This window comes from Herbaspirillum sp. GW822-FHT03A08, assembly GCF_058801885.1.
In genome coordinates, this window is the sequence record NZ_JBXANR010000001.1 from 118,314 (window position 1) to 139,781 (window position 21,468).

The window sequence follows — 21,468 nt, forward strand, 5'->3', positions numbered from 1 at the left end:
GTAATTCAGTACGTAACTATTTGATGACGGCTGTCTGCTGCTTGCCAAGAGCAGCCTGGTAAGCGGGATGGTCACGCAAGGTCGCGAAACAATACCCTTTTTGCTCCAGTCCGGAAATCAGCGGCTCCAGCACGGCCGGCGCCCATGGATCCTTGCGCGACCAGATGCCCAGATGCGCCATCACGATGTCGCCGCCCTTGAGCTTTTGCAAGGCCTTTTGCAGCAACATGGCGTTCGGCCATTTGTCGCTCGGCAGCTCGTCGCCGGAAAAACCGGCCTCGGCCCAGGCAACATGAGAATAGCCGCAAGCGCGGCCCGCCGCCAGCAATTGCGGCGTCAGCTTGCCGCCTGGCGCGCGCCACAGATGATCTAGTTTGGAGCCGGTCAATTCGGTGAAGCGATCAGCCACTCGTTGCAACTCGCTGCAGTATTGTCCGGCGGTCCAGACTTCTTTCTTGCCGGCTTGCGCCCCGAATTGCGGTTTGACCTCGATACGGCCATCCGGCAGATCGCGCTGGACGTACACGTGATCGAAGGTGTGCGTACCGAAAGCATGCCCCTCGGCTACCCGCGCCTTCCAATAAGGCGCCCAGGCCGGATCCAGCGTGTAGTCGCCGTGGATGGTTTTTTCGTTGGCGAGGAAGAACGTCGCCTTGATGTGATGCTTGTTGAGCGTCTGGGCGATGTACTCCGCCTGAGACTGGCTGCCGGTGTCAAAGGTCAGGTAAATCGTTCCCTTGCAGGAGCCGGCATTGTCGGTCGCCGCCTGCGCCGGCCAGATTGCTGCAGTGACGGCAGCCGTGGCTGCCAGAGCGGCAATCTTGCGCAAGCGAGACGATTCGATTTGCATCAGAGGTCGGGAGCCCGATTGAAGAAATAGATACCGTGCGGCGAACGGCCGACGGGGATGACTTTCATGACTTTCTTGCTGGCGAGATCGATGACAGCCACTTTCTTAATCCAGCGCAACGTGACCCACATGGTCTTGCCGTCTTCGGTGATTTCCATGCAATCCGGACCGCCTGGCACCTGAATGTTGCCGACGTTTTCCAACGTTTGCAGGTCAATGACGTTGATCGTGTTGGAGACGCGATTGGAGACGTAGACGAAGCGCTTGTCGCCATGGGCACGGAAGTTGTGCGCTCCTTCGCCGGTACGGATCGTCTTGACCGTCTTTTGCGTGCGCCAGTCGATGACCTGCACGTAGTCCTTGCCCATGATGCCGACCAGCAGATATTTGTTGTCCGGCGTCATGAAAATACCTGCCGGCAATTTGCCGACGGGCATGGTCCACTTGACTTGCTGGGTCGCCAGATCGATGGCGCTGATTTCGTTACTGCCCTGCTGGGTAATGAACGCGGTGGTGCTGGCGGCGTCGAACGCGATGTGGCTCGGCGTCTTCGCCAGCCGCACGCGCTTGGCCAATTCCAGATCGCGGCCGTCATAGCGGTAGACGTCGACGCGGTCCAGACGCAAGCCATTGGCGACAAACCATTTTTGATCGGGCGAGAAGCCGATTTGATACGGATCGATGATGCCGCGCAGCTGGCGCTGGATCTCTCCGGTCTTGGGATCGAGGAAAATCAGCTGGTTGCCGGTGGCGCTGGCGACGATCAGGGACTTGTTGTCCGGAGTCGCCATCAGATGGTGCGGTTCCTTGCCGACGGAAAATGTGTTGATTTCCTTATAAGTCGCCTGATCCAGCAAGGTCACGGTCGCATCGCCCGAGTTGAGAACGACGACGACGTTTGCGTACACCGGAGCAGCGAGCAGCATGCACAGCGACAGCACGAAGGAGAAAAGCCGGGATATCCGGAAAAGCCGGGCAAAACTATGCAGCATGAAGAAACTTTACTTAAAAATTTTCGATCTTATCGTGCGTAACATCTTTGAAAAGCACGCCCCAGGGCACATAACGCCTCTGATGCCGATTCGGCTGACACGAGAGGTGTTGAAGACTATGTTTTGGTTTACACTGCGACCAACCCCGTTCAGTAACGCAGCATGCAGATGCGCAGAACATAGGGAAACCGGGCCTTTCAAAGGTCCTACCTCCCGAACGCGCGGCTAAAAATACAGCTAATCAGTTGCCAACCAACGGCATAAACATACTCTTTGAAAGGAAAAAAATGTCTACTATCGCTACCTCCTCTGGACTGCAATACGAAGAAATCCAGGTTGGCACAGGCGACGAAGCCAAAGCCGGAAACCATGTCAGCGTGCACTACACCGGCTGGTTGCAAAATCCGGACGGCAGCGCCGGCAGCAAATTTGACTCCAGTAAAGACCGCAACGATCCATTTGCGTTCCCTTTGGGTGCAGGCCATGTGATCAAGGGCTGGGACGAAGGCGTCCAGGGCATGAAGGTCGGCGGTATCCGCAAGCTGATCATTCCAGCCTCGCTGGGCTATGGCGCACGTGGCGCCGGCGGCGTGATTCCGCCGAATGCAACGCTGATTTTCGAAGTCGAACTGCTGGCTGTCTGAGTCCGTTTAGCCTGATATCCATTCAAGGAGAAGACGATGAGTCTGCAGGAACAATTTGAGCAAACCGTGGCGGAGTCCAAAAATCTGTCGGAACGCCCTGACAACATGACGCTGCTGAAGATGTACGGTCTGTACAAGCAAGGCAGCAGCGGCGACGTGCAAGGCGAACGTCCGGGCATGACCGACTTCGTGGCGCGCGCCAAATGGGATGCCTGGGCAGCCATCAAGGGCCTGCCTCAGGAAGAGGCGCAACAGCAATACATCGACCTGATCGCTGATCTGAAGGGCTGAAATTGGGGACTGAATAACGTCCTCCCGGTTTCTGGCTTTGCAGGCCAGCACAATAAAAAACCCGCTTCGGCGGGTTTTTTATTGCTCAAAAGGAAACATGCATTAGCGCTTCGGCTGCACGTCGCGATTCAGCAGATTCGGCGGCGTCTGCCCCGACAGCGCAGCAATCAGATTATCGGCTGCGCAATTGGCCATCGCCAGCCGGGTCGGTGTTGAGGCGCTGGCGATGTGCGGCGTCAGCACCACGTTCGACAACCCGAGAAAATCCGGATTGAAAGCCGGTTCGTTTTCAAACACATCCAATCCCGCCGCCGCAATCTTCTTGTCGCGCAAAGCAGCAATCAGCGCCGCATCATCGACAATGCCGCCCCGCGCCAGATTGATCAGCGTCGCCTGCGGCTTCATCAAGGCGATGTCGGCTGCCTTGATGGTGTGATGCGATTCCTTGGAATACGGCAGGACCAGGATCACGTGATCCGCCGTGCGCAACAACTCTTCCTTGCCAACGTAACGGGCCTTGTTGGCGCGCGCCTCCAGTTCCGGCGAGAGTTGCGAACGATTATGGTAAATCACGTTCATGTCGAAGCCCATCGAGCGACGGGCAATCGCCTGGCCGATACGCCCCATGCCGATAATACCGAGCGTGGAACCATGCACGTCAGGACCGGTGAAGCTGTCATAGCTCCACTTTTTCCAGTGGCCGGCTCGCAGCCAGTGCTCCGATTCCGTCACGCGGCGCGCGGTCGCCATCAACAGCGCCCAGCCGAAATCGGCGGTGGTTTCATTCAGCACGTCGGGCGTATTGGTAGCCTGGACGCCGGCCTGTGTCGCGGCCGCCACGTCAATATTGTTGTAGCCGACGGCCATATTGCAGACCGCTTTCAACTCCGGATTGGCGGCAAACAAGGCCGCCGTTACCGGCTCGCTGGGCGTTGAAAACAGGCCGTCCTTGCCGCGCACTTTTTCCATTAACTCAGCGGCGGTGAAGATGCGGTCTTCCTGATTCGATTCGACGTCGAAATGTTGCGCCAGGCGCTCCAGCACCTCAGGAAATACTGCGCGGGCTACGAAAATCTTAGGTTTCATGCTTGTCTCTTTTTATCGTTAAACAAAGAAGATGAAGGTCATCACAATGAACAGCGGCACAAGGATCGCCAGCGACCACGCCATATAGCCGAAGAACGATGGCATCTTGATGCCGCGCTCTTCCGCAATGGCTTTGACCATCATGTTGGGCGCATTGCCGATGTAGCTGTTGGCGCCCATGAAAACAGCGCCCGCCGAGATTGCCGCCAATGTCGACGAAAGCGTCGTCATGAGGGTCTTGGCGTCGCCCGAAGCCGTATTGAAAAAGACCAGATACGTCGGCGCATTGTCGAGGAAGGACGACAGCAAGCCGGTAATCCAGAAATACATCGCATTGATCGGCTGGCCGTCAGCCCCCGTCACGGCGCGCACCACCGCGCCAAAGGCGCCCGCCTCGCCGGCCTTGAGCATCGCAATGACGGGCGTGATGGTGATGAAAATCCCGGCAAACAATTTGGCTACTTCGGCGATCGGCCCCCAGGCAAAATCATTGCCCTCTCGCGCAGATTTCGGCGTGACCCACAGCGAAACCAAGATCACGGCCACCAATGCGACATCGCGCAATAAGCTTTGCAATTCGACGGGCGTGCCCATGATCGAAAACTCGACTCCTGACTTCCAGAAACCACTCATCAGCACCAGGCCAATGACGACCAGCAGCAACACAAAATTGATCTTGCCTTCAAAGCGGATGCGCGAATCCGGTGTCGGATCCAGCGCCGGCGGCGACACTTCTTCCTTGTTCTGATAGTAGTGGCGATCCAGCAGATAAAAGATCACCAGCAAGGAGATGCAGACAAACAGCGTCTCCGGGAAGATGTGTTGCATGGTCCAGAAGAAGTCTACGCCTTTCAGGAAACCCAGGAACAGCGGCGGATCGCCCAGCGGCGTTAACGAACCGCCTGCATTGGCCACGAGGAAGATGAAGAATACGACGATGTGCACTGCATGCTTGCGGTTGTCGTTAGCGCGGATCAGCGGACGAATCAGCAACATCGACGCACCGGTCGTTCCCATGAAACTGGCCAGTACGGTACCCAGTGCAAGCAAGCCGGTATTGAGCGCCGGCGTGCCGTGCAAGTTGCCACGCACACAAATGCCGCCCGCCACGACGAACAGGGCCGTCAGCAAGGCAATGAAAGGAATGTACTCCGCCAGCAAGGCGTGTACCGTACCGGCGGCTGCGGCGTATCCGCCGAACACGGCTGCAAAAGGCACCAGGAAAGCCAGTCCCCAGGCAATGGCGATTTTGCCATAGTGATGGTGCCAGAAATGCTCGAACAACAGCGGTCCAAGAGCAATCGACAACAGCAAGCCGATGAAGGGAATCCCCCACAACACAGACAAGCTACTGCCATCAAGATCGGCCGCGAAGGCCAGATTGGGGAGCAGTAAGACAAGGGCCACAGAGGCCGAGGTTGTGATGAATTTTTTATGCAATTTTGGCCCTGTAGAATCGGGGAAATTCGTTCGAGAAAATCCGAATCAGTCGAGCGCACACTATACCAGCAAGACCGGCCCGGATGACCGGAATCGGCTTGCTTTAAAATATTTCAAGTCGCGCAATTTCCTTGCAAAATTGCGCTTGCTGCAAGCGATTACTTGATCTCGAACACCTGCCGCAGATACTTCACATAAGCCTCGTCATCGCACATGTTTTTGGCCGGCGTATCGGACAATTTGGCGACCGGCTGGCCGTTACAGCGCACCATTTTCATGACGACCTGCAGCGGTGTATAGCCGAGGTCGTTGGTCAGATTGGTGCCGACGCCGAAGGCGACTTTTGCGCGATCCTTGAAGCGCAGGTACAGCGACACCACTTTGTCGAAATCAAGTCCGTCGGAGAACACCAGCACCTTGCTCTTGGCGTCGACACGATTGTTATTGTAGTGTTCCAGCAAGCGCTCGCCCCATTCGAACGGGTCGCCGGAGTCGTGGCGCGCGCCGTCGAACAGCTTGCAGAAATACATATCGAAATCACGCAGGAAAGCGTCCATGCCGTACACATCGGATAAGGCGATGCCGAGGTCGCCGCGGTATTCGCGCGCCCACATTTCAAAGCCGTAAATCTGGGAATCACGCAGACGCGGACCGAGCGCCTGGCAGGCTTGCAGATATTCATGCGCCATGGTGCCCAACGGCGTCAGGTCGTGTTGCATGGCGAACTGCACGTTGGAGGTACCGGCAAAATGGCTACCCATCTTGTCCTTCATCGCCAAGATCACTTCCGCATGCCAGCTACGAGAAAAGCGGCGGCGGGTGCCGTAGTCGGCAATCTTGCAGCCTTCCAGCAAAGGATTGTCGGTCAGCAGTGCGATCTTGTCGCGCAGGCGCGTGCGACCGGTTTCATAGTCAGGCGCGCGCTGGGTCGCGCGGAAATATACTTCATTGACGATCGCCAGCACCGGCACTTCAAACAGAATCGTGTGTAGCCACGGACCTTTGACCTGGATATCGATTTCGCCGTTGTTGAGTGGCGATGGCGTGACGCTGATGTATTTTTCGTTGAGGTGGAAAAGATCGAGGAAGTCGACGAAGTCGCTTTTGATGAAACGGAAACTGCGCAGATAAGCCAGCTCCGACTCCTGGAACCGCAAGCGGCACAGCGCGGCGATTTCCGCCTTGATCTCATCGATGTAGGGCGTCAGGTCGACATCATCGTTGCGGCATTTGAATCGGTATTCGACCTGGGCACCGGGAAAATGATGCAGCACGACCTGCATCATGGTGAATTTGTACAGATCGGTATCGAGCAAAGAAGAAATAATCATGGGACCTGGCGACGCACCACCACGTGTGCGATAGAGGATACAAGGGGCACTATCTTACCTTGGATAGAACAGAAGGTGCCCCGCCTGCGTACATGGTTTATTTTCAGGCAGGACCGGAATACGGGCTTGTACATCCCGGCCATGTAAGCGACGACCCGCGTTATCGCATCGCTGAAGCCGGGCGGCGGCCTTTGACGTAGGTCTCGTCAGGCATGTAGCGCGCGCCGTCCAGATAGCGCCAGTCGCTGGAGGGGCTACGGCCATCCTTGTATCCGAGGGTACCGACAAAAGCGCCCATGCTGGATTGCTGATCCTGTATACGGAACAATATCGGCCCCACCGGGGTATCCATGTTCATGCCGCGCATTGCCGTCACCAGCTTGTCCGAGTCGGTCGAACCGGCCTTTTTCATGCCGCAGACAATCGCCATGATCGTGCTATAGCCGAAAATCGCCGCCTGGTGCGGTTTTTCGCCATAGCGCTTCAGGTAGGCATCGCGGAAGCGCTGATGTTCGGCCGTTGCAATCTGATCGGATGGATAACCCAGCACCACCCAGTTCCGCACCGCTTCATACTGGCCCAGCATATCGCCCAGCGCTTCCCCGGCCGACATGGAGTACACCGTACTCGAAGCAAACAAACCCTGGCGGCTGCCCTCTTCCACAAACTGCTGCAAATCGGTGCCGAAGGTCACATTGAAGATCGCATCGGGACGCGCCTGGCGCAGCACCCGCACAGCTTCCGCCGCTTTCAGCTTGCCCATGGCTGGCCATTGTTCGGCGACGAACTCGATATCGGGACGGCGTTCTTTCAGCAGCAACTTGAAGTTGGAAACGGCACTCTGGCCGTATTCGTAGTTGGGCGCAATGATGGCCCAGCGCCGGCCCGGTAGTCTGGCCGCGGCTTCCGCGAGCATCGCGGCCTGCATGTAAGTCGATGGGCGCAGGCGGAAGGTATAGCGATTGCCCTTGTCCAGAGTGATTGCGTCCGACAAGGCGTCGCCGACCAGGAACAGTTTCTTCTCCGAAGCGGCCACCTTGGAAACCGCCAGCGCCACATTCGACAGCATGGAACCGCTCAGCACGTCGACCTTGTCGGTCTTGAGCAACTGCTCGGCGTGTTTGACGGCCTCATCGGGAATCCCGGTGTCATCACGCGAAACCAGCTCGACGCTGCGCCCCAGCACGCCGCCTGCCGCATTGATCTCCGCCACGGCCAGCTCAGCGCCGTTGTGGTACGACCGGCTCGATGTCGGTACGCCGCTGTAGCTGTTGATCTCGCCGATACGGATGTTCTGCGCTTGCGCAATCGCCGTCAGCATGAACAGGCAGACAGCAACCAGGCTTGTCGGGCTGGTCAGGCGGCCGAGTCGTACTTTTGTTTTTGTATGTCCGGCGTGCACTTTTAAACCTGTCCTTTGGCGAATGAATATTTCATATTTACTTATACGTAATCTGTATAAGCCTCATTTGTGAGAAAAGTTGAATTGCCTTAAAATACAAGGCTTTCCAGCCGGTTAGATAAGAATTGTTCGCAAGCAGTGAATTTGCGCCGAGCCTGCCTCAAAAGGCACTCCCGATCCGCAAAAGCTGCGGCAACAATGCCTGCGCAAATGAATCGCTACATAATTGCGACACATTGCGCGCCATATTGCCATTAAATCCGGCTGAGTTTGACATCGGTTTTAAAGAAATTTTACAGATAGGACTGTTATGACCCACGTTGTGACCGACTCCTGCATCCGCTGCCGTTATACGGACTGCGTTGATGTATGCCCGGTTGATTGCTTCCGCGAAGGCCCGAATTTTCTCGCGATTGATCCGGACGAGTGCATCGACTGCGCCGTTTGCGTTGCGGAATGCCCGGTCAATGCGATCTATGCGGAAGAAGACGTCCCGGCCGATCAACAAGAATTCATCAAGCTCAATGAGCAACTGGCGCGCAACTGGCCTTCCATCACCAAGACCAAGGCTCCCCTGGCGGAAGCCGAGGAATGGAAAGACGCCAAGAACAAACTGGAGTTCCTGCAACGCTAAGCGATGCACCAGCCGGCAGCCGGAATCTGATATTCATCCGGTCCACCGGCTGCAACGGACACAGCCTTCACCTCTAGCCATATAGCCAAGATCGGGAATGTACAGGCAGTTGCAACATGCCGTACAAACCTGCCTTGGCCGGTAGCCAATTGAGTCTGGAAACACCTCTCAACTGAAACGGGAATTGGATTTTTTATGGACAACTTCAAGATTGCGGCCGCTGACGCCGGCAAAACAACGCCGATCGAAACCGATGCCGTCATCGTCGGCGCGGGCCCTGTCGGCCTGTTCCAGGTATTCGAACTGGGCCTGCTGGAAATCAAGGCGCACGTCATCGACTCGCTCGCCAATGTCGGCGGTCAATGCGTCGAACTGTACCCGGACAAGCCGATCTACGACATTCCTGCCGTGCCTGTCTGCACCGGCCAGGAACTGACCGACAACCTGCTCAAGCAAATCGAGCCGTTCGATCCGATCTTCCATCTGGGCCAGGAAGTCACCGTCGTGCAAAAACGCGAAGACGGCCGTTTCGACCTCGAAACTTCCGCCGGCACCAAGTTCATCACCAAGACTATCTTCATTGCCGCCGGTGTTGGTTCGTTCCAGCCGCGCACCCTGAAGGTCGACGGCATCGAAGCCTTTGACGGCTCGCAGCTGTTCTACCGCGTCAAAGATCCGGCCCAATTTGAAGGCAAGAACATCGTCATCTGCGGCGGCGGCGACTCCGCGCTGGACTGGGCGCTGAACTTCGTCGGCAAGGCAGAATCCGTCGTACTGCTGCACCGTCGTGAAGAATTCCGCGCAGCGCCGGCATCGGTGGCCAAGATGAAAGAACTGTGCGAACAGTACGAAATGCAATTCCTGGTCGGCCAGGCCACCGGCTTTGAAGCCAAGGACGGCAAGCTGTCCGAAATCAAGGTCACCGGCGCCGACGGTGTCACCCGCCGCCTGCCGCTGGACATGCTGCTGGTGTTCTTCGGTTTGTCGCCAAAACTGGGCCCGATCGCCGAATGGGGCCTGGATATCGAGCGCAAGCAACTGAAAGTGGTCGACACCGAAAAGTTCGAAACCAACGTTCCAGGCATCTTCGCGGTCGGCGACATCAACACCTACCCGGGCAAGAAGAAGCTGATCCTGTCGGGTTTCCACGAAGCCGCGCTGGCAGCCTTCGGGGCGGCGCCGTACATCTTCCCCGAGAAGAAGATCCACATGCAATACACGACAACGTCGCCGAAACTGCATAAAATCCTCGGCGTGGAAACACCGGTTTTCGACTGATGAATGCATCACTGGCGATCAGGCCGGTATGAAAAAAAGCCCCTCTCCTTGCGGACAGGGGCTTTTTTCTTGCCTGAATATCCCTCATATGGCTTCAGGAAAGACAACCTGATGCCGATAATGTAGCCATAAATCGTTGAATAAAAAGGCTTTATTTGATCGACAAGCTGAAAATTCTTTGTCGACATTTCGCGTTTTTATCATGGGCCGGACAAGGACGGCGAAGGTCGAACCGTGGTAAAATATTGCGTTGCAACATAGCAAGTTTTGTAGTCCGAATGGCACACAATGCCGTTACGGATATATCAGCCAGCTTCATGCGTATTATGTGTAAAGGTTAGCTATGCTTTATCAACTTCACGAATTAAACCGCACCTTTCTCAATCCCCTGATGCAGTGGGCGGAAACTTCGGCAAAACTTTTCTCTGATCCTGTTTCCCCGTTCGCGCATACTCCCTTTGCACAACGCATCGCCGCCGGTTACGAACTGCTCTACCGCCTCGGCAAAGACTACGAAAAACCCCAATTCCAGATCGAATCGACCGACATCAACGGCGAGACCGTCGATATCATCGAAAAAGTTGCCGAAACCAAGCCGTTCTGTCGCCTGATCCATTTCCGCAAGGATCTGGAAACCAAGCAACTCGCCGCGCTGAAGCAACCCACTGTGCTGCTGGTCGCGCCGCTGTCCGGCCACCATTCGACGCTGCTGCGCGACACTGTGCGCGGCCTGCTGCCGAACCATGACGTCTACATCACCGACTGGACCGATGCGCGCATGGTGCCGATGGACAAGGGCGCCTTCCACCTGCACGACTATGTCTATTACATTCAGGACTTCATCCGCACGCTGGGTCCGGACGTCCACGTGATCTCGGTATGCCAGCCGACCGTGCCTGTGCTGGCAGCGATTGCGCTGATGGCCAGCGCCAATGATCCCAAGCTGCCCAAGAGCATGACCATGATGGGCGGCCCGATCGATGCGCGCAAATCACCGACCGCCGTCAATGACCTGGCTACGGAAAAACCGTTCAGCTGGTTCGAAAACACCGTTATTTACAGCGTGCCGCCGAATTACCCCGGCTTCGGCCGCAAGGTTTATCCCGGCTTCCTGCAGCACGCCGGCTTCGTCGCCATGAATCCGCGCCGCCACGCCGAGAGCCATTGGGACTTCTACATGCACTTGCGCGACGGCGACGACGAGTCCGCAGAAAGCCACCGCAAGTTCTACGACGAGTACAACGCCGTGCTCGACATGCCGGCAGAGTTTTACCTCGAAACCATCAAAATCGTGTTCCAGGACTTCGATTTGCCCAAGGGTACCTGGGAAATCGATGGCAAAACCGTGCGTCCGCAAGACATCAAGTCGGTCGCCCTGTTCACCATCGAAGGCGAACTAGACGACATCTCCGGCTCCGGCCAGACACAGGCGGCGCAAGACCTGTGCTCGTCGATTCCGAAGGCGCGCAAGCAACATTTCACGGCGCCGAAGTGCGGCCACTACGGGATTTTCTCTGGCCGCCGCTGGCGCGAAGTCATCTGTCCGAAGATCGGCGAATTCATCCAGGCGAATTCCTGAGACCGGGCGCTGCACTGAAAAGCTGAAAAAGCCTTTGCCGGCAACCGGCAAGGGCTTTTTTTTATTGCCCAGCGATTTCCCACACCAGCCCGGTTTCCCGGATAATACGGCTCCAGATCCTTTGCGTCGTCTGCGGCGCTGCTCACTGGTTTACCTCTTACTACCGCTCACTGCTGCTCATTCACCGTGTCTTCTCCCGCTGTCCTTACACTCGCCGATCAGATCGAAAATCTGCTGCCGCAAACCCAATGCAGCAAGTGCGGCTATCCTGCCTGCCGTCCGTACGCAGAGGCCATCGCTGAAGGCAGCGCTTCCTACAATCAATGCCCGCCTGGTGGCGCCGAAGGCATCGCGCGCCTGGCGCAACTGCTGGAACGTCCACTGTTGCCGCTCAACCCCGCCAACGGCATCGAACGTAGCCGTACCCGCGCCATCATCGATGAAGCCGTCTGCATCGGCTGCACGCTGTGCATCCAGGCTTGTCCGGTCGACGCCATCGTCGGCGCGGCCAAGCAATTGCATACCGTGCTGGCGGACGCATGCACCGGCTGCGACCTGTGCGTTGCGCCCTGCCCGGTCGATTGCATCGCCATGATCGAAGTAACGCCCGGCAAAACCGGCTGGGATGCCTGGTCGCAAGCGCAAGCAGACACGGCACGCGCTCAGCACGATTTCCGCAGCTTCCGCCTGCGCCGCGAGAAGGAAGAAAACGATGCCCGCCTCGCCGCCAAAGCTGCTGCAAAACTAAAAGAAGTTGAATCGGAAAACGCGCTGTCGCCGACAGCAAAAGCCGAGCAAGATCGCAAGAAAGCTATTATCCAGGCCGCCATCGAACGTGCGCGCCTGAAGAAAGAACAAGCCGCAGCAACCGACGGCAATCCGACAGCCAAGCCACATTAAATAGCCAGGTCCAGCCAACCATGAACAGCGAAAAGCGCCGCGAAATATTCACCCGTCTGCGTCAAGCCAACCCGACTCCGACCACCGAGCTGGAATACACCACGCCGTTCGAGCTACTGATCGCCGTGCTGCTGTCGGCCCAAGCCACCGACGTCTCGGTCAACAAGGCCACGCGCAAGCTGTATCCGGTCGCCAATACACCCGCCAAAATTTACAAGCTCGGCGTGGATGAACTGATTCCGTATATTTTGACCATCGGCCTGTTCCGTACCAAGGCGAAGAATGTCATCGAAACCTGCCGCATCCTGCTGGAACAGCACGGCGGGGAAGTGCCGCAGACGCGCGAAGAGCTGGAAGCCCTGCCCGGCGTCGGCCGCAAGACCGCCAACGTGGTATTGAATACGGCCTTCGGCCATCCCACCATTGCCGTCGACACGCATATTTTCCGCGTCTCCAACCGCACCGGCCTTGCGCCGGGTAAAGACGTGGATGAAGTCGAACGCAAGCTGATGAAATTCGTCGCGCCGGAGTTTTTGCAGGACGCCCATCACTGGCTGATCCTGCACGGCCGCTACACCTGCATCGCGCGCAAGCCGCAGTGCTGGAACTGCATCATTGCCGACCTGTGTGAGTTCAAACAAAAAACACCGCTGCCGCAAAAAGGCGTCTGAGCGCTATCCGCTTCCTCCGACAGCAGCCTAATTCACGCTGCCGGAAATGATCTTGCGCACCACCCAGCTCTGATCCTGCACTTCGTAGATGGTAAAGGTAGGGTTGATAAGATCGCCTTCCCGATTAAAGGAAATGGTGCCGGTCATGCCGGCAAAACGGATGTCGTGCAAGGCTTCCGCCACTTTCTTCGGGTCGACTGAATTCGCCTGCCGCATGGCGGCAATCAGGACCTGCGCGGCGTCGTAGGCAAACGGCGCGTACAAGTCGATATTGCTGTCGAATTTTTGCATGTAGTTCTTTTCAAAATTTTTCCAGCCCGGCATTTTTTCCGTCGGCAGTCCCGGCTCCAGCACGATGCTGCCATTGCCGTCGGCGCCGGCGGCCTTCAGAAACGGCAGGCCGACGGTGCCGCTGGCGCCGATGAAGCGCGTCTGCAGCTTGCGCCGCTTGAGGGCGCGCGCCAGGGTTGACGCCTGCATGTCCAGACCACCGAACAGTACCGCATCGGGACGCACGCTGACCACATCCGCCAGTACCGCATTGAAGTCCGAAGTCTTGTCGCTCACCGTATGCGCACCCACGATTTGTGCTCCCAGCTCCTTGGCGGTACGGCTGAATTGCTCGACGAAGCCGCGCCCGAACGGCGTGCCGTCATCGACTACCAGGACACGCCTGGTTTGCAGGATTTTTATCGCATAGTCGGCGGTATAGCTGCCCGCGCTGCCGTTGTTGCCGATGGTGCGAAAAGTGGCGCGATTGCCCTGCTGCGTGTAGAGCGTACTCATGGTGGCGGGCGAGATCTGGATGACACCGGCTGCATTGTAGATAGGCGCTGCTGCCAGGCTGGCTGCGCTGTTCCAATGGCCGATCACGCCGACCACGCCGGTTTTGGCGAGATAGCGGGCGATGAATTCGGCGGTGCGGGGATTGGTGCGGTCGTCCTGCAGCAGCAATTGCAGCTGGACCGGTTTACCCTGAATCTGCAAGCCGCGCTTGTTGGCTTCGTCTACGGCCAGTTGCGCCGCATTGGCCATGCTCTTGCCGACGCCGGACGACATGCCGCTCAGCGGCCCGGCATAGCCGATCAGGACCGTCTGGGCTTCCTTGCCGGCCTTCTCTGCTTTCTCGGCATTTTCCGCTTTGTCTGTTTTGAGTGAAGCAACTGCGCCCGGACTCATCACAAGGCAAAGTGCGCACATCAACAAGGCAAGCGGCAAAGGCTGTTGCCACGTGCAAAACCGGAGCTTCATGATCGGCGTCCCTTTCCGAAATGTGGCGATGTGTCCTCGCCATCTGCACCCATATTACCGTACGACAACTCAAGCCGGAATATTTTGGCGCAGTAGGGTGTGACGAATGGAGAAAGTCCAGGTCCGGCGGCGGCGGGAAGACTTCGGCGATAAGACGTACAATGATGCCTTTACGTCGTCCCAGCAGCCGCAATGTTCAACCCGTCCCAGCACGATGTGCGCCGCTTCTTTTGCGAAGCCTTCCGCAAACATCGCGAAAATCAGATCCTGACCCCGCTCGAAGCCATCGCCCGCGACTGGATCATCCAGCACCCCGAATACGACGACGACCTCCTCGATGTCGAACGCGCGCTGGAAGCCGACTATTCGGTCGAGCAAGGCCAGACCAACCCTTTCCTGCACCTGTCGATGCACCTGTCGATCAGCGAGCAGATTTCCATCGACCAGCCGCCTGGCATCCGCAAAGCATTTCAGGCACTGGCGCAACGCAAGGGTTCGGAGCATGAGGCGCAGCACGAAATCATGGAATGCCTGGGCGAAGTCATCTGGAACTCCCAGCGCAGCGGCTTGCCGCCCGACAGCGCCGCCTACATCGAAAGCATCCGGCGCCGCTAAGCCAGCAGTCTGCGAGACTGCTCCCGGCAGATGACACGCAAATGACGCTCCCATAAAAAAAGCCACGGCATGCCGTGGCTTTTTTTATTTCAGCTCGCGTCGTTGTTATCGACTTCGCCAGCTTTTAGCTTTTAGCTTTTAGCTTTTAGCTTTTAGCTTTTAACTTTTAGCTTTTAGCTTTTAACTTTTGCCTTTTACTTTTCCAGCACCAGCGAACCCGGCAGGCTATGCAGATACGCTGCGATATCCTGAATATCCTTGTCGGTGAGCGCTTTGGCCTGGCCCGACATGATGGCGTTGGTGCGGCCATTCATGCCGTCGTTGCCCCGGCGATAGGCCACCAGCGCGTGCTGCAGGTAATCCTGATGCTGGCCGGCCAGCTTCGGATAGGACGGATCGATCGGCGAGTTGAAATCCTTGCCGTGGCAGGAAGCGCAATTGTATTTCTCGGTCAGCAGCTTGCCGGATTCAGCATTGCCGGCCGCCACCGCGCTCAGCGAAACAACGAAAGAAGCGGCGAAAACCGCCGAAGTCATGATCTTTTTCATCTCGTGCTTCCCTTATTTTTGCTGTGAGTAGTAAGCAGCCAGCTCGGCGATATCCTTATCGGACAAGCTACCGGCGATACCCTGCATGGACGGATGCTTACGCTCGCCTTTTTGATAGGCTTTCAGTGCGTTCTCGATATATTTTGCGGATTGGCCGCCCAGCATGGGGACCTGATAGACCTCGGGGAAAGTCGCTTTGTAACCTGGAATGCCGTGGCAACCGATGCACATCGACACATTGACCTTACCGGTGTTACCTGCAAGATCGACGGCCGAGGCCGCGCTGGCAACACCCGCGAAAGCGAGCAGTACGAATAGTTTTTTCATATTGGCAGGGGTAAATAAAATCAAACTAAGGCACAAACTAAGTCGAAATACGACACTGTTCGAAGCTGGTCCCACAGGTTTGGCTATACATTATTGGCTCAACCATTTCGGCTTAAGCATTCTCGCCCGTCCCCTGCGATGCCAAAAAACCGGTTGATTTTACCCCAACAGCGCCCCGAGTCAAACTGTCGGGGCGCTCCAAATTACAACATCCTTCCGCCTACTGTTCTCATATTGCACTGCTTCAGCGTTCTTCTTCCGTTTCCGATTCGGCGGGAACGGGCTTGGCAGCGGCGCTCGCGGCTTTTTCAGGAAAGAAAAAACTCAAGGGAGAAGCCGTAAATCGTCGCAGCACAGCACGAAAAACTACGCGTCGTATCCGCGCCGGAATATCACGCGCGCGCAACGCCAGGGCCATGGCGCTGGCAAACGCCACACCGACATTCAGCACGCCGATCAGCACGATGCCGCTGACCGCCAGCCAGAACTGCGGCGTCGTCAGCACGCTCCAGCCCAGGCTTGCAGACGCCGCCACCAGCGTGCCGGTGGCCAGCGTGACGTGACGTACGTCCAGCGGCAAACCGAAAAACTGCGCCACCACGGGCGTCATCCCCAGCAATATGCCGAGGGAAACGTTGCCGGCAATCGTCGCCACATGACGCTCCAGCCATGCCGCCCAGCGCGCCGCGCGGGTCGGTCCCAGCGCGTGCACCAGACGCCGCTGATGCGCCAGTGCCTCACGCAGACGGCGCAGAGCAAACCAGTTGTCGGCAAATCCCGCCACCAGGCTGGACAGCCACAGCAAAATACCGGTGAGCGCTGCATACAGGGGCGTCGGCCCGATCAGCGACAGGTCATGCATGGCGCCAGCCGCCTTTGCCGGACTCATCAATGTCGTGCCGGACGCCAGCATGAATCCGGCTGTAATCAGCAACATGGTCGGAATGACCGCTATCAGATTGCCGAAAATCGCCGCCGCCTGCGAGCGCAGCAGCATCGCCGTCTCCGTCAGCAAGGCGCGCAGACCGTCGACCGTATCCAGCTCGCCCATCTTGGCCGCCAGCGCCGGAGCTGTCACCGCCGGCTGCTTGGTCGCCAGTACGCCGCCGATGGCGGCAATGACGAGAAAACTGACCGCGTAGTTGACCGAAGCAAACGCTCCCTCAAAGAAGTGCGCCAGTCCCAGCTTGCCCAGCGCGATTTTCATCAGCACGGTGAAGGCAGTGACGACGCCGCCCAGGCAAGCCGCTTTAAGCATGGCGCGGTAACCCGAGCGGTCGCGCGCAATGTAATGTTCTCCATGATCGGCGCTGCGTTCGACCATTTTGCGCGCCAGCAGCGCAAAACTGCGGCGCACCAGGCTGCGCACCGATGAGCGGCTGTGATGAGCGGAAATCAGGTCAGCCAGCAGCAGTTGCACGCGTCCGGTGCTGCCACCCGCCCCCGGCTCGCGCCATGTCGCCGAGCGCACGTCGATCAGGCGTCCCATACGCGTAAGCTGCGCACGCATGCGCTCGATCCGGTACACCAGGCTCACCGACACGCCGTATTCGTCCAGATGCGCATAGATGCGGTCGGTCTGCGCCTGACACACCGCGATCAGCATGCGTGCGCTGCGCAATGCACCTTCGTCGTTCGGACTGGCGCGCAGATAGGCTTCCATTTCGCGCCGCAAGGCCATGAACGGCGTTGCCTGCAGCGGCATCTTCGGTTCCAGCCGCTGGCGAAACGCCGGGCTGATGCCGTCGGCGACGACTACGGTGGTCAGATAGGTCAGCGCTTCCTCAATCTGCTGCCAATAGGCGTGAGAAATCCCGTCATCGGCGGCCAGCTTCCACAAGCGCTCCTGCTGGTCCTGATCGAGTTCCAGTAGCCATTCCGCATCCTCCGGATCGGGAAACATGGCCGCAAACAAAGTCGGTAACTCGCTGGGCGACAGATGGCGCGGCAGCACCATCTTGAACGCGCGCTCAGTCAGTTCGCTGAAAAACGCCGACTCATGCGGCAGGCCGGTGACTGAAAACAGTTCCGGTCCGCTGGCTTCGCGCAGCGTCTTTTGCAGGCAATTCTGCACCTGGCGCCGCACATCGCGATGTTCATCCAGCCAGTCGAGCATGGCGTGTACGCGCTGGTGCCGGACACGGCGGCGCCCTTCCGCATCGAGCAGAGAAACTTTCGGCTGATGGCGCAGCCATTCGGCCACATCGATCATCCAGTTGGCGCGGTCGTGCCAGACGGAGTCGACGTCAGCGCGCCGCATCAACACTTCCAGTTGCGGCGCATAGTCAACGTGGTGTTCGTAACGCGCTTGCAGACCGTGGCGAAAGCGCCGCCAGATCACGCGCATTTTAAGAAAAAGGAACTTCATGCCTCACTCTGTGTATTTATGAGGGAAAAGGATCCCGGCTGCCCCAGCAGGCCAGCCGGAACCTCGTAACTATGCTATCTGGGGATGAAAGGCGTGAATTCAATCAAATAACAGAAAAAATAGCCTTGAATCTTGTCGAATGCATCCCATCAATAATCGCGAGATGCGTTCTACCTTATACTCGAATTTATTTTCGTCCTGATGACATCCCCGCCATGCGACAAGAAACTCGATTCGAAGGTTCCTCCAGCTACGTTGCCACCGATGACCTCAAGCTGGCCGTGAACGCCGCGCTGACCCTGCAACGCCCGCTGCTGATCAAAGGCGAGCCCGGCACCGGCAAGACCATGCTGGCCGAAGAAGTAGCTGCCGCGCTCAACCGTCCGCTGCTGCAGTGGCATATCAAATCGACCACCAAGGCGCAGCAAGGTCTGTACGAGTACGACGCCGTATCGCGCTTGCGCGATTCCCAGCTCGGCGACGAGCGCGTCAAGGACATCCACAACTACATCGTCAAGGGCGTGCTGTGGCAAGCCTTCACCGCCGACGAGCCGCAAGTCCTGCTGATCGACGAAATCGACAAGGCCGACATCGAGTTTCCCAACGACTTGCTGCGTGAGCTCGACCGCATGGAATTTTACGTCTACGAAACGCGCGAGATGGTGCAAGCCAGACATCGGCCGCTGGTCATCATCACCTCGAACAACGAGAAGGAATTGCCGGACGCCTTCCTGCGCCGCTGCTTCTTCCACTACATCAAGTTCCCCGACAAGGACACGATGCAGCAGATCGTCGACGTGCACTTCCCCAACCTCAAGCGCGATCTGCTGGCGCAGGCGCTGCAAACTTTTTACGAAGTGCGCGACATTCCCGGCCTGAAGAAAAAGCCATCGACGTCGGAACTGATCGACTGGCTCAAGCTGCTGCTGGCCGAAGACATCCCGGCGGAAACCTTGCACAGCAAGGACGGCAAAGCTGCGATTCCGCCATTGCATGGCGCGCTGCTGAAGAACGAACAGGATGTACACCTGTTCGAGCGCCTGGTGTTCATGTCGCGCAATAACCGATAAGCTGATCGCCAATTTGCCGTAAATCGTCTTACATCGTCGTCGCCAACCCAGGGAGTCCGCCATGCAATTCCTGCACCCGATCACGCTCAAAGGCCAGTACGCCACGCTGGAGCCGCTGTCGCTCGATCATCACGATGCACTGATTGCTGCGGTATCAGACGGCAAGCTGTGGAAGCTCTGGTACACCTCGATCCCCAAGCCGGAAAACATGCGCGCCGAAATCGAACGCCGCCTCAAGCTGCAGGAACAAGGCTCGATGCTGCCCTTCGTCACACGGCGCCACGATACCGGCGGATTGTGCGGCATGACGACTTACATGAACGCCGACCCGGTACATCGCCGCGTCGAGATCGGATCAACCTGGACCGCCGCCAGCGCCCAGCGCACCGGTATCAATACTGAATGCAAGCTGATGCTGATGACCCACGCCTTCGAAACGCTGCACTGCATCGCCGTCGAATTCCGCACGCACTGGCTGAACCAGCAATCGCGTGCGGCCATTCTGCGGCTCGGAGCGAAACAGGACGGCATCCTGCGCAATCATCAGCGCATGCCGGACGGTTCGCTGCGCGATACGGTGGTGTATTCCATCATCGAATCCGAGTGGCCGGCGGTCAAACGCCACCTGCAATTCAAGCTCGGACACTGATTCAGATTCAATTATTTTTCTTATGCTGATCGACTTCTTTTTCACGCTCAAAGACGCACGGATTCCGGTCTCCATCAAGGAGTTCCTGATCCTGCTTGAGGCCATGCAAAAGAACGTCATCTCGCCGTCGATCGACGATTTCTACTACCTCTCGCGCATTACGCTAGTCAAGGACGAAGCCAATTACGACAAGTTCGACAAAGCCTTTGGGAGTTACTTCAAGGGCATAGAAACCATCTTCGAAAAGAATCCCGAGATCCCGCTCGACTGGCTGATGAAACGCATGCAGCGCGAACTCACACCGGAGCAAAAAGCGGCGCTGGAGAAGTTCGGCTATGACAAGCTGATGGACCGGCTCAAAGAACTGCTCAAGGAACAGCACGAGCGTCACGAAGGCGGCAACAAGTGGATCGGCACCGGCGGCACCTCCCCCTTCGGCAACAGCGGCTACAACCCGGAAGGCATACGCATCGGCGGCGAGAGCAAGAACCGCAGCGCGGTGAAGGTGTGGGACGAACGGACCTACAAGGATTACGACAGCGAGCGCGAACTCGGGACGCGCAACATCAAGGTGGCGCTGCGCCGCCTGCGCAAGTTCGCGCGCGACGGCGCCGAGGAAGAACTGGCGCTCGACGACACCATCCGCGCCACCGCCAACAACGCCGGTTATCTCGACATCAAGATGCAGCCGGAGCGCCGCAACAACATCAAGGTGATGATGCTGTTCGACGTCGGCGGCTCCATGGACGACCACATCGCCCGTACCGAAGAATTATTCTCTGCCGCCAAGACCGAATTCAAGAATATGGAGTTCTTCTACTTCCACAACTGCGTCTATGACTACGTGTGGAAGAACAATCGCCGCCGCCATGCGGAGCGCTTCCCGACCTGGGATCTGCTGCACAAATATTCACCCGATACCAAGCTGATCTTCGTCGGCGACGCCACCATGAGTCCTTACGAAATCGTCCAGCCCGGCGGCTCGGTCGAGTACAACAACGCCGAAGCCGGCGCCGTCTGGCTGCAACGCTTCACCAGCACCTTCAGCAATTTCGCCTGGCTCAATCCTGAGCCGGAAGGCCTGTGGCAATACCGGCAATCGATCGCCATCATCCAGCAGTTGATGAGTCAGCGCATGTTTCCGCTGACTATCGAGGGGCTGGAACGGGCAATGCGATTGCTGAGCAAATAGCAAAACAGCAGCGCATTAAGCTGCGACCGGCGTATAGCCGGCTTCCTTGATGGCTTCCGCAAATTCCGCAGCCTCCATGCCGCTGTCGATATTGACGCGCTTTTCGGCTACCTGAACGTCAACCCTGGCGTTGGCGTCCACTTCCTTCACGGCGCGGGTAATGGCGCTTGCACAGTGGTTGCAGGTCATATCCTGGACGTTGAATGTCAGCATGATGCTTTCCTTTTTCAGTTGATGAGAATTGATGAAGCCAGCTTAAACCTTCCCATACGGGCAAGGTCAAGCGCACATTTTCAACAATCGTGTCAAAATAGGCCTTGACCTTACCATGATGGGAAGGATCATGCTGA

The 21,468-nt window shown here is 57.5% G+C and carries 22 protein-coding genes; 11 read left to right on the forward strand and 11 right to left on the reverse strand.

Annotated features, from left to right (window positions below; genetic code table 11):
• Window positions 1-16 precede the first annotated feature (16 nt).
• Complete coding sequence (locus tag AC1RN6_RS00620; protein ID WP_493002285.1) at window positions 17-850, reverse strand: polysaccharide deacetylase family protein; 834 nt, start codon at window positions 848-850, stop codon at window positions 17-19.
• Window positions 850-1,776, reverse strand: coding sequence for a YVTN family beta-propeller repeat protein (locus AC1RN6_RS00625; RefSeq protein WP_493002286.1), 927 nt, complete (start codon window positions 1,774-1,776; stop codon window positions 850-852). Before AC1RN6_RS00625 ends, AC1RN6_RS00620 begins: the two co-directional genes overlap by 1 nt.
• 353 nt (window positions 1,777-2,129) lie before the next feature.
• Between AC1RN6_RS00625 and AC1RN6_RS00630 the strand changes: the two genes are divergently transcribed.
• Entirely contained in the window at window positions 2,130-2,486 is a 357-nt protein-coding gene (locus tag AC1RN6_RS00630; RefSeq protein ID WP_050476931.1) for an FKBP-type peptidyl-prolyl cis-trans isomerase, read from the forward strand.
• A 36-nt stretch (window positions 2,487-2,522) separates the two neighbouring features.
• Complete coding sequence (locus AC1RN6_RS00635; protein ID WP_094564357.1) at window positions 2,523-2,777, forward strand: acyl-CoA-binding protein; 255 nt, start codon at window positions 2,523-2,525, stop codon at window positions 2,775-2,777.
• 102 nt (window positions 2,778-2,879) lie between these two features.
• On the opposite strand, the gene AC1RN6_RS00640 is transcribed toward AC1RN6_RS00635, so the two are convergent.
• The 4 genes from AC1RN6_RS00640 to AC1RN6_RS00655 form a co-directional block, all read right to left on the reverse strand.
• Entirely contained in the window at window positions 2,880-3,863 is a 984-nt protein-coding gene (locus AC1RN6_RS00640; protein WP_493002288.1) for a 2-hydroxyacid dehydrogenase, read from the reverse strand.
• Window positions 3,864-3,881: 18 nt separating this feature from the next.
• Entirely contained in the window at window positions 3,882-5,255 is a 1,374-nt protein-coding gene (locus AC1RN6_RS00645) for a sodium:proton antiporter (protein WP_493003477.1), read from the reverse strand.
• A gap of 206 nt (window positions 5,256-5,461) precedes the next feature.
• Window positions 5,462-6,634: a nicotinate phosphoribosyltransferase gene (gene pncB, locus AC1RN6_RS00650; protein ID WP_493002289.1), complete on the reverse strand. Its 1,173-nt coding sequence runs from the start codon at window positions 6,632-6,634 to the stop codon at window positions 5,462-5,464.
• A 160-nt stretch (window positions 6,635-6,794) separates the two neighbouring features.
• Window positions 6,795-8,036: an ABC transporter substrate-binding protein gene (locus tag AC1RN6_RS00655; protein WP_493002291.1), complete on the reverse strand. Its 1,242-nt coding sequence runs from the start codon at window positions 8,034-8,036 to the stop codon at window positions 6,795-6,797.
• Between the two features lie 310 nt (window positions 8,037-8,346).
• Between AC1RN6_RS00655 and fdxA the strand changes: the two genes are divergently transcribed.
• From fdxA to nth, 5 genes are all read left to right on the forward strand, one after another.
• Window positions 8,347-8,670, forward strand: coding sequence for a ferredoxin FdxA (fdxA, locus tag AC1RN6_RS00660; protein ID WP_007878247.1), 324 nt, complete (start codon window positions 8,347-8,349; stop codon window positions 8,668-8,670).
• Window positions 8,671-8,865: 195 nt separating this feature from the next.
• Window positions 8,866-9,948, forward strand: coding sequence for an NAD(P)/FAD-dependent oxidoreductase (locus AC1RN6_RS00665; RefSeq protein WP_094564362.1), 1,083 nt, complete (start codon window positions 8,866-8,868; stop codon window positions 9,946-9,948).
• Window positions 9,949-10,291: 343 nt separating this feature from the next.
• The gene (locus tag AC1RN6_RS00670) at window positions 10,292-11,527 is read left to right on the forward strand and encodes a polyhydroxyalkanoate depolymerase (RefSeq protein WP_493002293.1); all 1,236 of its coding nucleotides are present in this window, start codon (window positions 10,292-10,294) and stop codon (window positions 11,525-11,527) included.
• A 138-nt stretch (window positions 11,528-11,665) separates the two neighbouring features.
• Window positions 11,666-12,427 (forward strand): electron transport complex subunit RsxB, encoded by a 762-nt coding sequence (gene rsxB, locus AC1RN6_RS00675; protein WP_493003478.1) that lies wholly within the window; start codon window positions 11,666-11,668, stop codon window positions 12,425-12,427.
• A gap of 20 nt (window positions 12,428-12,447) precedes the next feature.
• Window positions 12,448-13,098: an endonuclease III gene (nth, locus tag AC1RN6_RS00680; protein ID WP_493002294.1), complete on the forward strand. Its 651-nt coding sequence runs from the start codon at window positions 12,448-12,450 to the stop codon at window positions 13,096-13,098.
• A 27-nt stretch (window positions 13,099-13,125) separates the two neighbouring features.
• On the opposite strand, the gene AC1RN6_RS00685 is transcribed toward nth, so the two are convergent.
• Window positions 13,126-14,349 carry a branched-chain amino acid ABC transporter substrate-binding protein gene (locus AC1RN6_RS00685; protein ID WP_493002296.1) on the reverse strand — a complete coding sequence of 408 codons (1,224 nt, stop codon included), beginning with the start codon at window positions 14,347-14,349 and terminating at the stop codon, window positions 13,126-13,128.
• Window positions 14,350-14,541: 192 nt separating this feature from the next.
• Here AC1RN6_RS00685 and AC1RN6_RS00690 point away from each other — a divergent pair, with 192 nt between their 5' ends.
• Window positions 14,542-14,964, forward strand: a complete 423-nt coding sequence (locus AC1RN6_RS00690) for a DUF1841 family protein (protein WP_493002298.1) — start codon at window positions 14,542-14,544, stop codon at window positions 14,962-14,964.
• A gap of 194 nt (window positions 14,965-15,158) precedes the next feature.
• On the opposite strand, the gene AC1RN6_RS00695 is transcribed toward AC1RN6_RS00690, so the two are convergent.
• The 3 genes from AC1RN6_RS00695 to AC1RN6_RS00705 all read right to left on the reverse strand — a co-directional run bounded on the left by AC1RN6_RS00695 (window position 15,159) and on the right by AC1RN6_RS00705 (window position 18,207).
• On the reverse strand, window positions 15,159-15,512 hold the full coding sequence (locus tag AC1RN6_RS00695; RefSeq protein WP_493002300.1) for a c-type cytochrome: 354 nt from the start codon (window positions 15,510-15,512) through the stop codon (window positions 15,159-15,161).
• A 12-nt stretch (window positions 15,513-15,524) separates the two neighbouring features.
• Window positions 15,525-15,839, reverse strand: coding sequence for a c-type cytochrome (locus AC1RN6_RS00700; RefSeq protein WP_050476919.1), 315 nt, complete (start codon window positions 15,837-15,839; stop codon window positions 15,525-15,527).
• Between the two features lie 244 nt (window positions 15,840-16,083).
• Window positions 16,084-18,207: a site-specific recombinase gene (locus AC1RN6_RS00705; protein ID WP_493002302.1), complete on the reverse strand. Its 2,124-nt coding sequence runs from the start codon at window positions 18,205-18,207 to the stop codon at window positions 16,084-16,086.
• Between the two features lie 215 nt (window positions 18,208-18,422).
• Here AC1RN6_RS00705 and AC1RN6_RS00710 point away from each other — a divergent pair, with 215 nt between their 5' ends.
• From AC1RN6_RS00710 to AC1RN6_RS00720, 3 genes are all read left to right on the forward strand, one after another.
• Window positions 18,423-19,277, forward strand: a complete 855-nt coding sequence (locus tag AC1RN6_RS00710) for an AAA family ATPase (protein ID WP_493002304.1) — start codon at window positions 18,423-18,425, stop codon at window positions 19,275-19,277.
• A gap of 61 nt (window positions 19,278-19,338) precedes the next feature.
• Window positions 19,339-19,926 (forward strand): GNAT family N-acetyltransferase, encoded by a 588-nt coding sequence (locus AC1RN6_RS00715; RefSeq protein ID WP_493002305.1) that lies wholly within the window; start codon window positions 19,339-19,341, stop codon window positions 19,924-19,926.
• 22 nt (window positions 19,927-19,948) lie between these two features.
• Window positions 19,949-21,118 carry a vWA domain-containing protein gene (locus AC1RN6_RS00720; protein ID WP_493002307.1) on the forward strand — a complete coding sequence of 390 codons (1,170 nt, stop codon included), beginning with the start codon at window positions 19,949-19,951 and terminating at the stop codon, window positions 21,116-21,118.
• Between the two features lie 15 nt (window positions 21,119-21,133).
• Here AC1RN6_RS00720 and AC1RN6_RS00725 read toward each other — a convergent pair whose 3' ends face one another.
• Complete coding sequence (locus AC1RN6_RS00725; RefSeq protein ID WP_493002308.1) at window positions 21,134-21,331, reverse strand: heavy-metal-associated domain-containing protein; 198 nt, start codon at window positions 21,329-21,331, stop codon at window positions 21,134-21,136.
• Window positions 21,332-21,468: the final 137 nt, after the last annotated feature.

Bases quoted from the DNA above. Each gene is read 5' to 3' on its own strand.
- AC1RN6_RS00620 (WP_493002285.1), bottom strand. From the start codon at position 850: ATGCAAATCGAATCGTCTCGCTTGCGCAAGATTGCCGCTCTGGCAGCC.
- AC1RN6_RS00625 (WP_493002286.1), bottom strand. From the start codon at position 1,776: ATGCTGCTCGCTGCTCCGGTGTACGCAAACGTCGTCGTCGTTCTCAAC.
- AC1RN6_RS00630 (WP_050476931.1), top strand. From the start codon at position 2,130: ATGTCTACTATCGCTACCTCCTCTGGACTGCAATACGAAGAAATCCAG.
- AC1RN6_RS00635 (WP_094564357.1), top strand. From the start codon at position 2,523: ATGAGTCTGCAGGAACAATTTGAGCAAACCGTGGCGGAGTCCAAAAAT.
- AC1RN6_RS00640 (WP_493002288.1), bottom strand. From the start codon at position 3,863: ATGAAACCTAAGATTTTCGTAGCCCGCGCAGTATTTCCTGAGGTGCTG.
- pncB (WP_493002289.1), bottom strand. From the start codon at position 6,634: ATGATTATTTCTTCTTTGCTCGATACCGATCTGTACAAATTCACCATG.
- fdxA (WP_007878247.1), top strand. From the start codon at position 8,347: ATGACCCACGTTGTGACCGACTCCTGCATCCGCTGCCGTTATACGGAC.
- AC1RN6_RS00665 (WP_094564362.1), top strand. From the start codon at position 8,866: ATGGACAACTTCAAGATTGCGGCCGCTGACGCCGGCAAAACAACGCCG.
- AC1RN6_RS00670 (WP_493002293.1), top strand. From the start codon at position 10,292: ATGCTTTATCAACTTCACGAATTAAACCGCACCTTTCTCAATCCCCTG.
- nth (WP_493002294.1), top strand. From the start codon at position 12,448: ATGAACAGCGAAAAGCGCCGCGAAATATTCACCCGTCTGCGTCAAGCC.
- AC1RN6_RS00685 (WP_493002296.1), bottom strand. From the start codon at position 14,349: ATGAAGCTCCGGTTTTGCACGTGGCAACAGCCTTTGCCGCTTGCCTTG.
- AC1RN6_RS00690 (WP_493002298.1), top strand. From the start codon at position 14,542: ATGTTCAACCCGTCCCAGCACGATGTGCGCCGCTTCTTTTGCGAAGCC.
- AC1RN6_RS00695 (WP_493002300.1), bottom strand. From the start codon at position 15,512: ATGAAAAAGATCATGACTTCGGCGGTTTTCGCCGCTTCTTTCGTTGTT.
- AC1RN6_RS00700 (WP_050476919.1), bottom strand. From the start codon at position 15,839: ATGAAAAAACTATTCGTACTGCTCGCTTTCGCGGGTGTTGCCAGCGCG.
- AC1RN6_RS00705 (WP_493002302.1), bottom strand. From the start codon at position 18,207: ATGAAGTTCCTTTTTCTTAAAATGCGCGTGATCTGGCGGCGCTTTCGC.
- AC1RN6_RS00710 (WP_493002304.1), top strand. From the start codon at position 18,423: ATGCGACAAGAAACTCGATTCGAAGGTTCCTCCAGCTACGTTGCCACC.
- AC1RN6_RS00715 (WP_493002305.1), top strand. From the start codon at position 19,339: ATGCAATTCCTGCACCCGATCACGCTCAAAGGCCAGTACGCCACGCTG.
- AC1RN6_RS00720 (WP_493002307.1), top strand. From the start codon at position 19,949: ATGCTGATCGACTTCTTTTTCACGCTCAAAGACGCACGGATTCCGGTC.
- AC1RN6_RS00725 (WP_493002308.1), bottom strand. From the start codon at position 21,331: ATGCTGACATTCAACGTCCAGGATATGACCTGCAACCACTGTGCAAGC.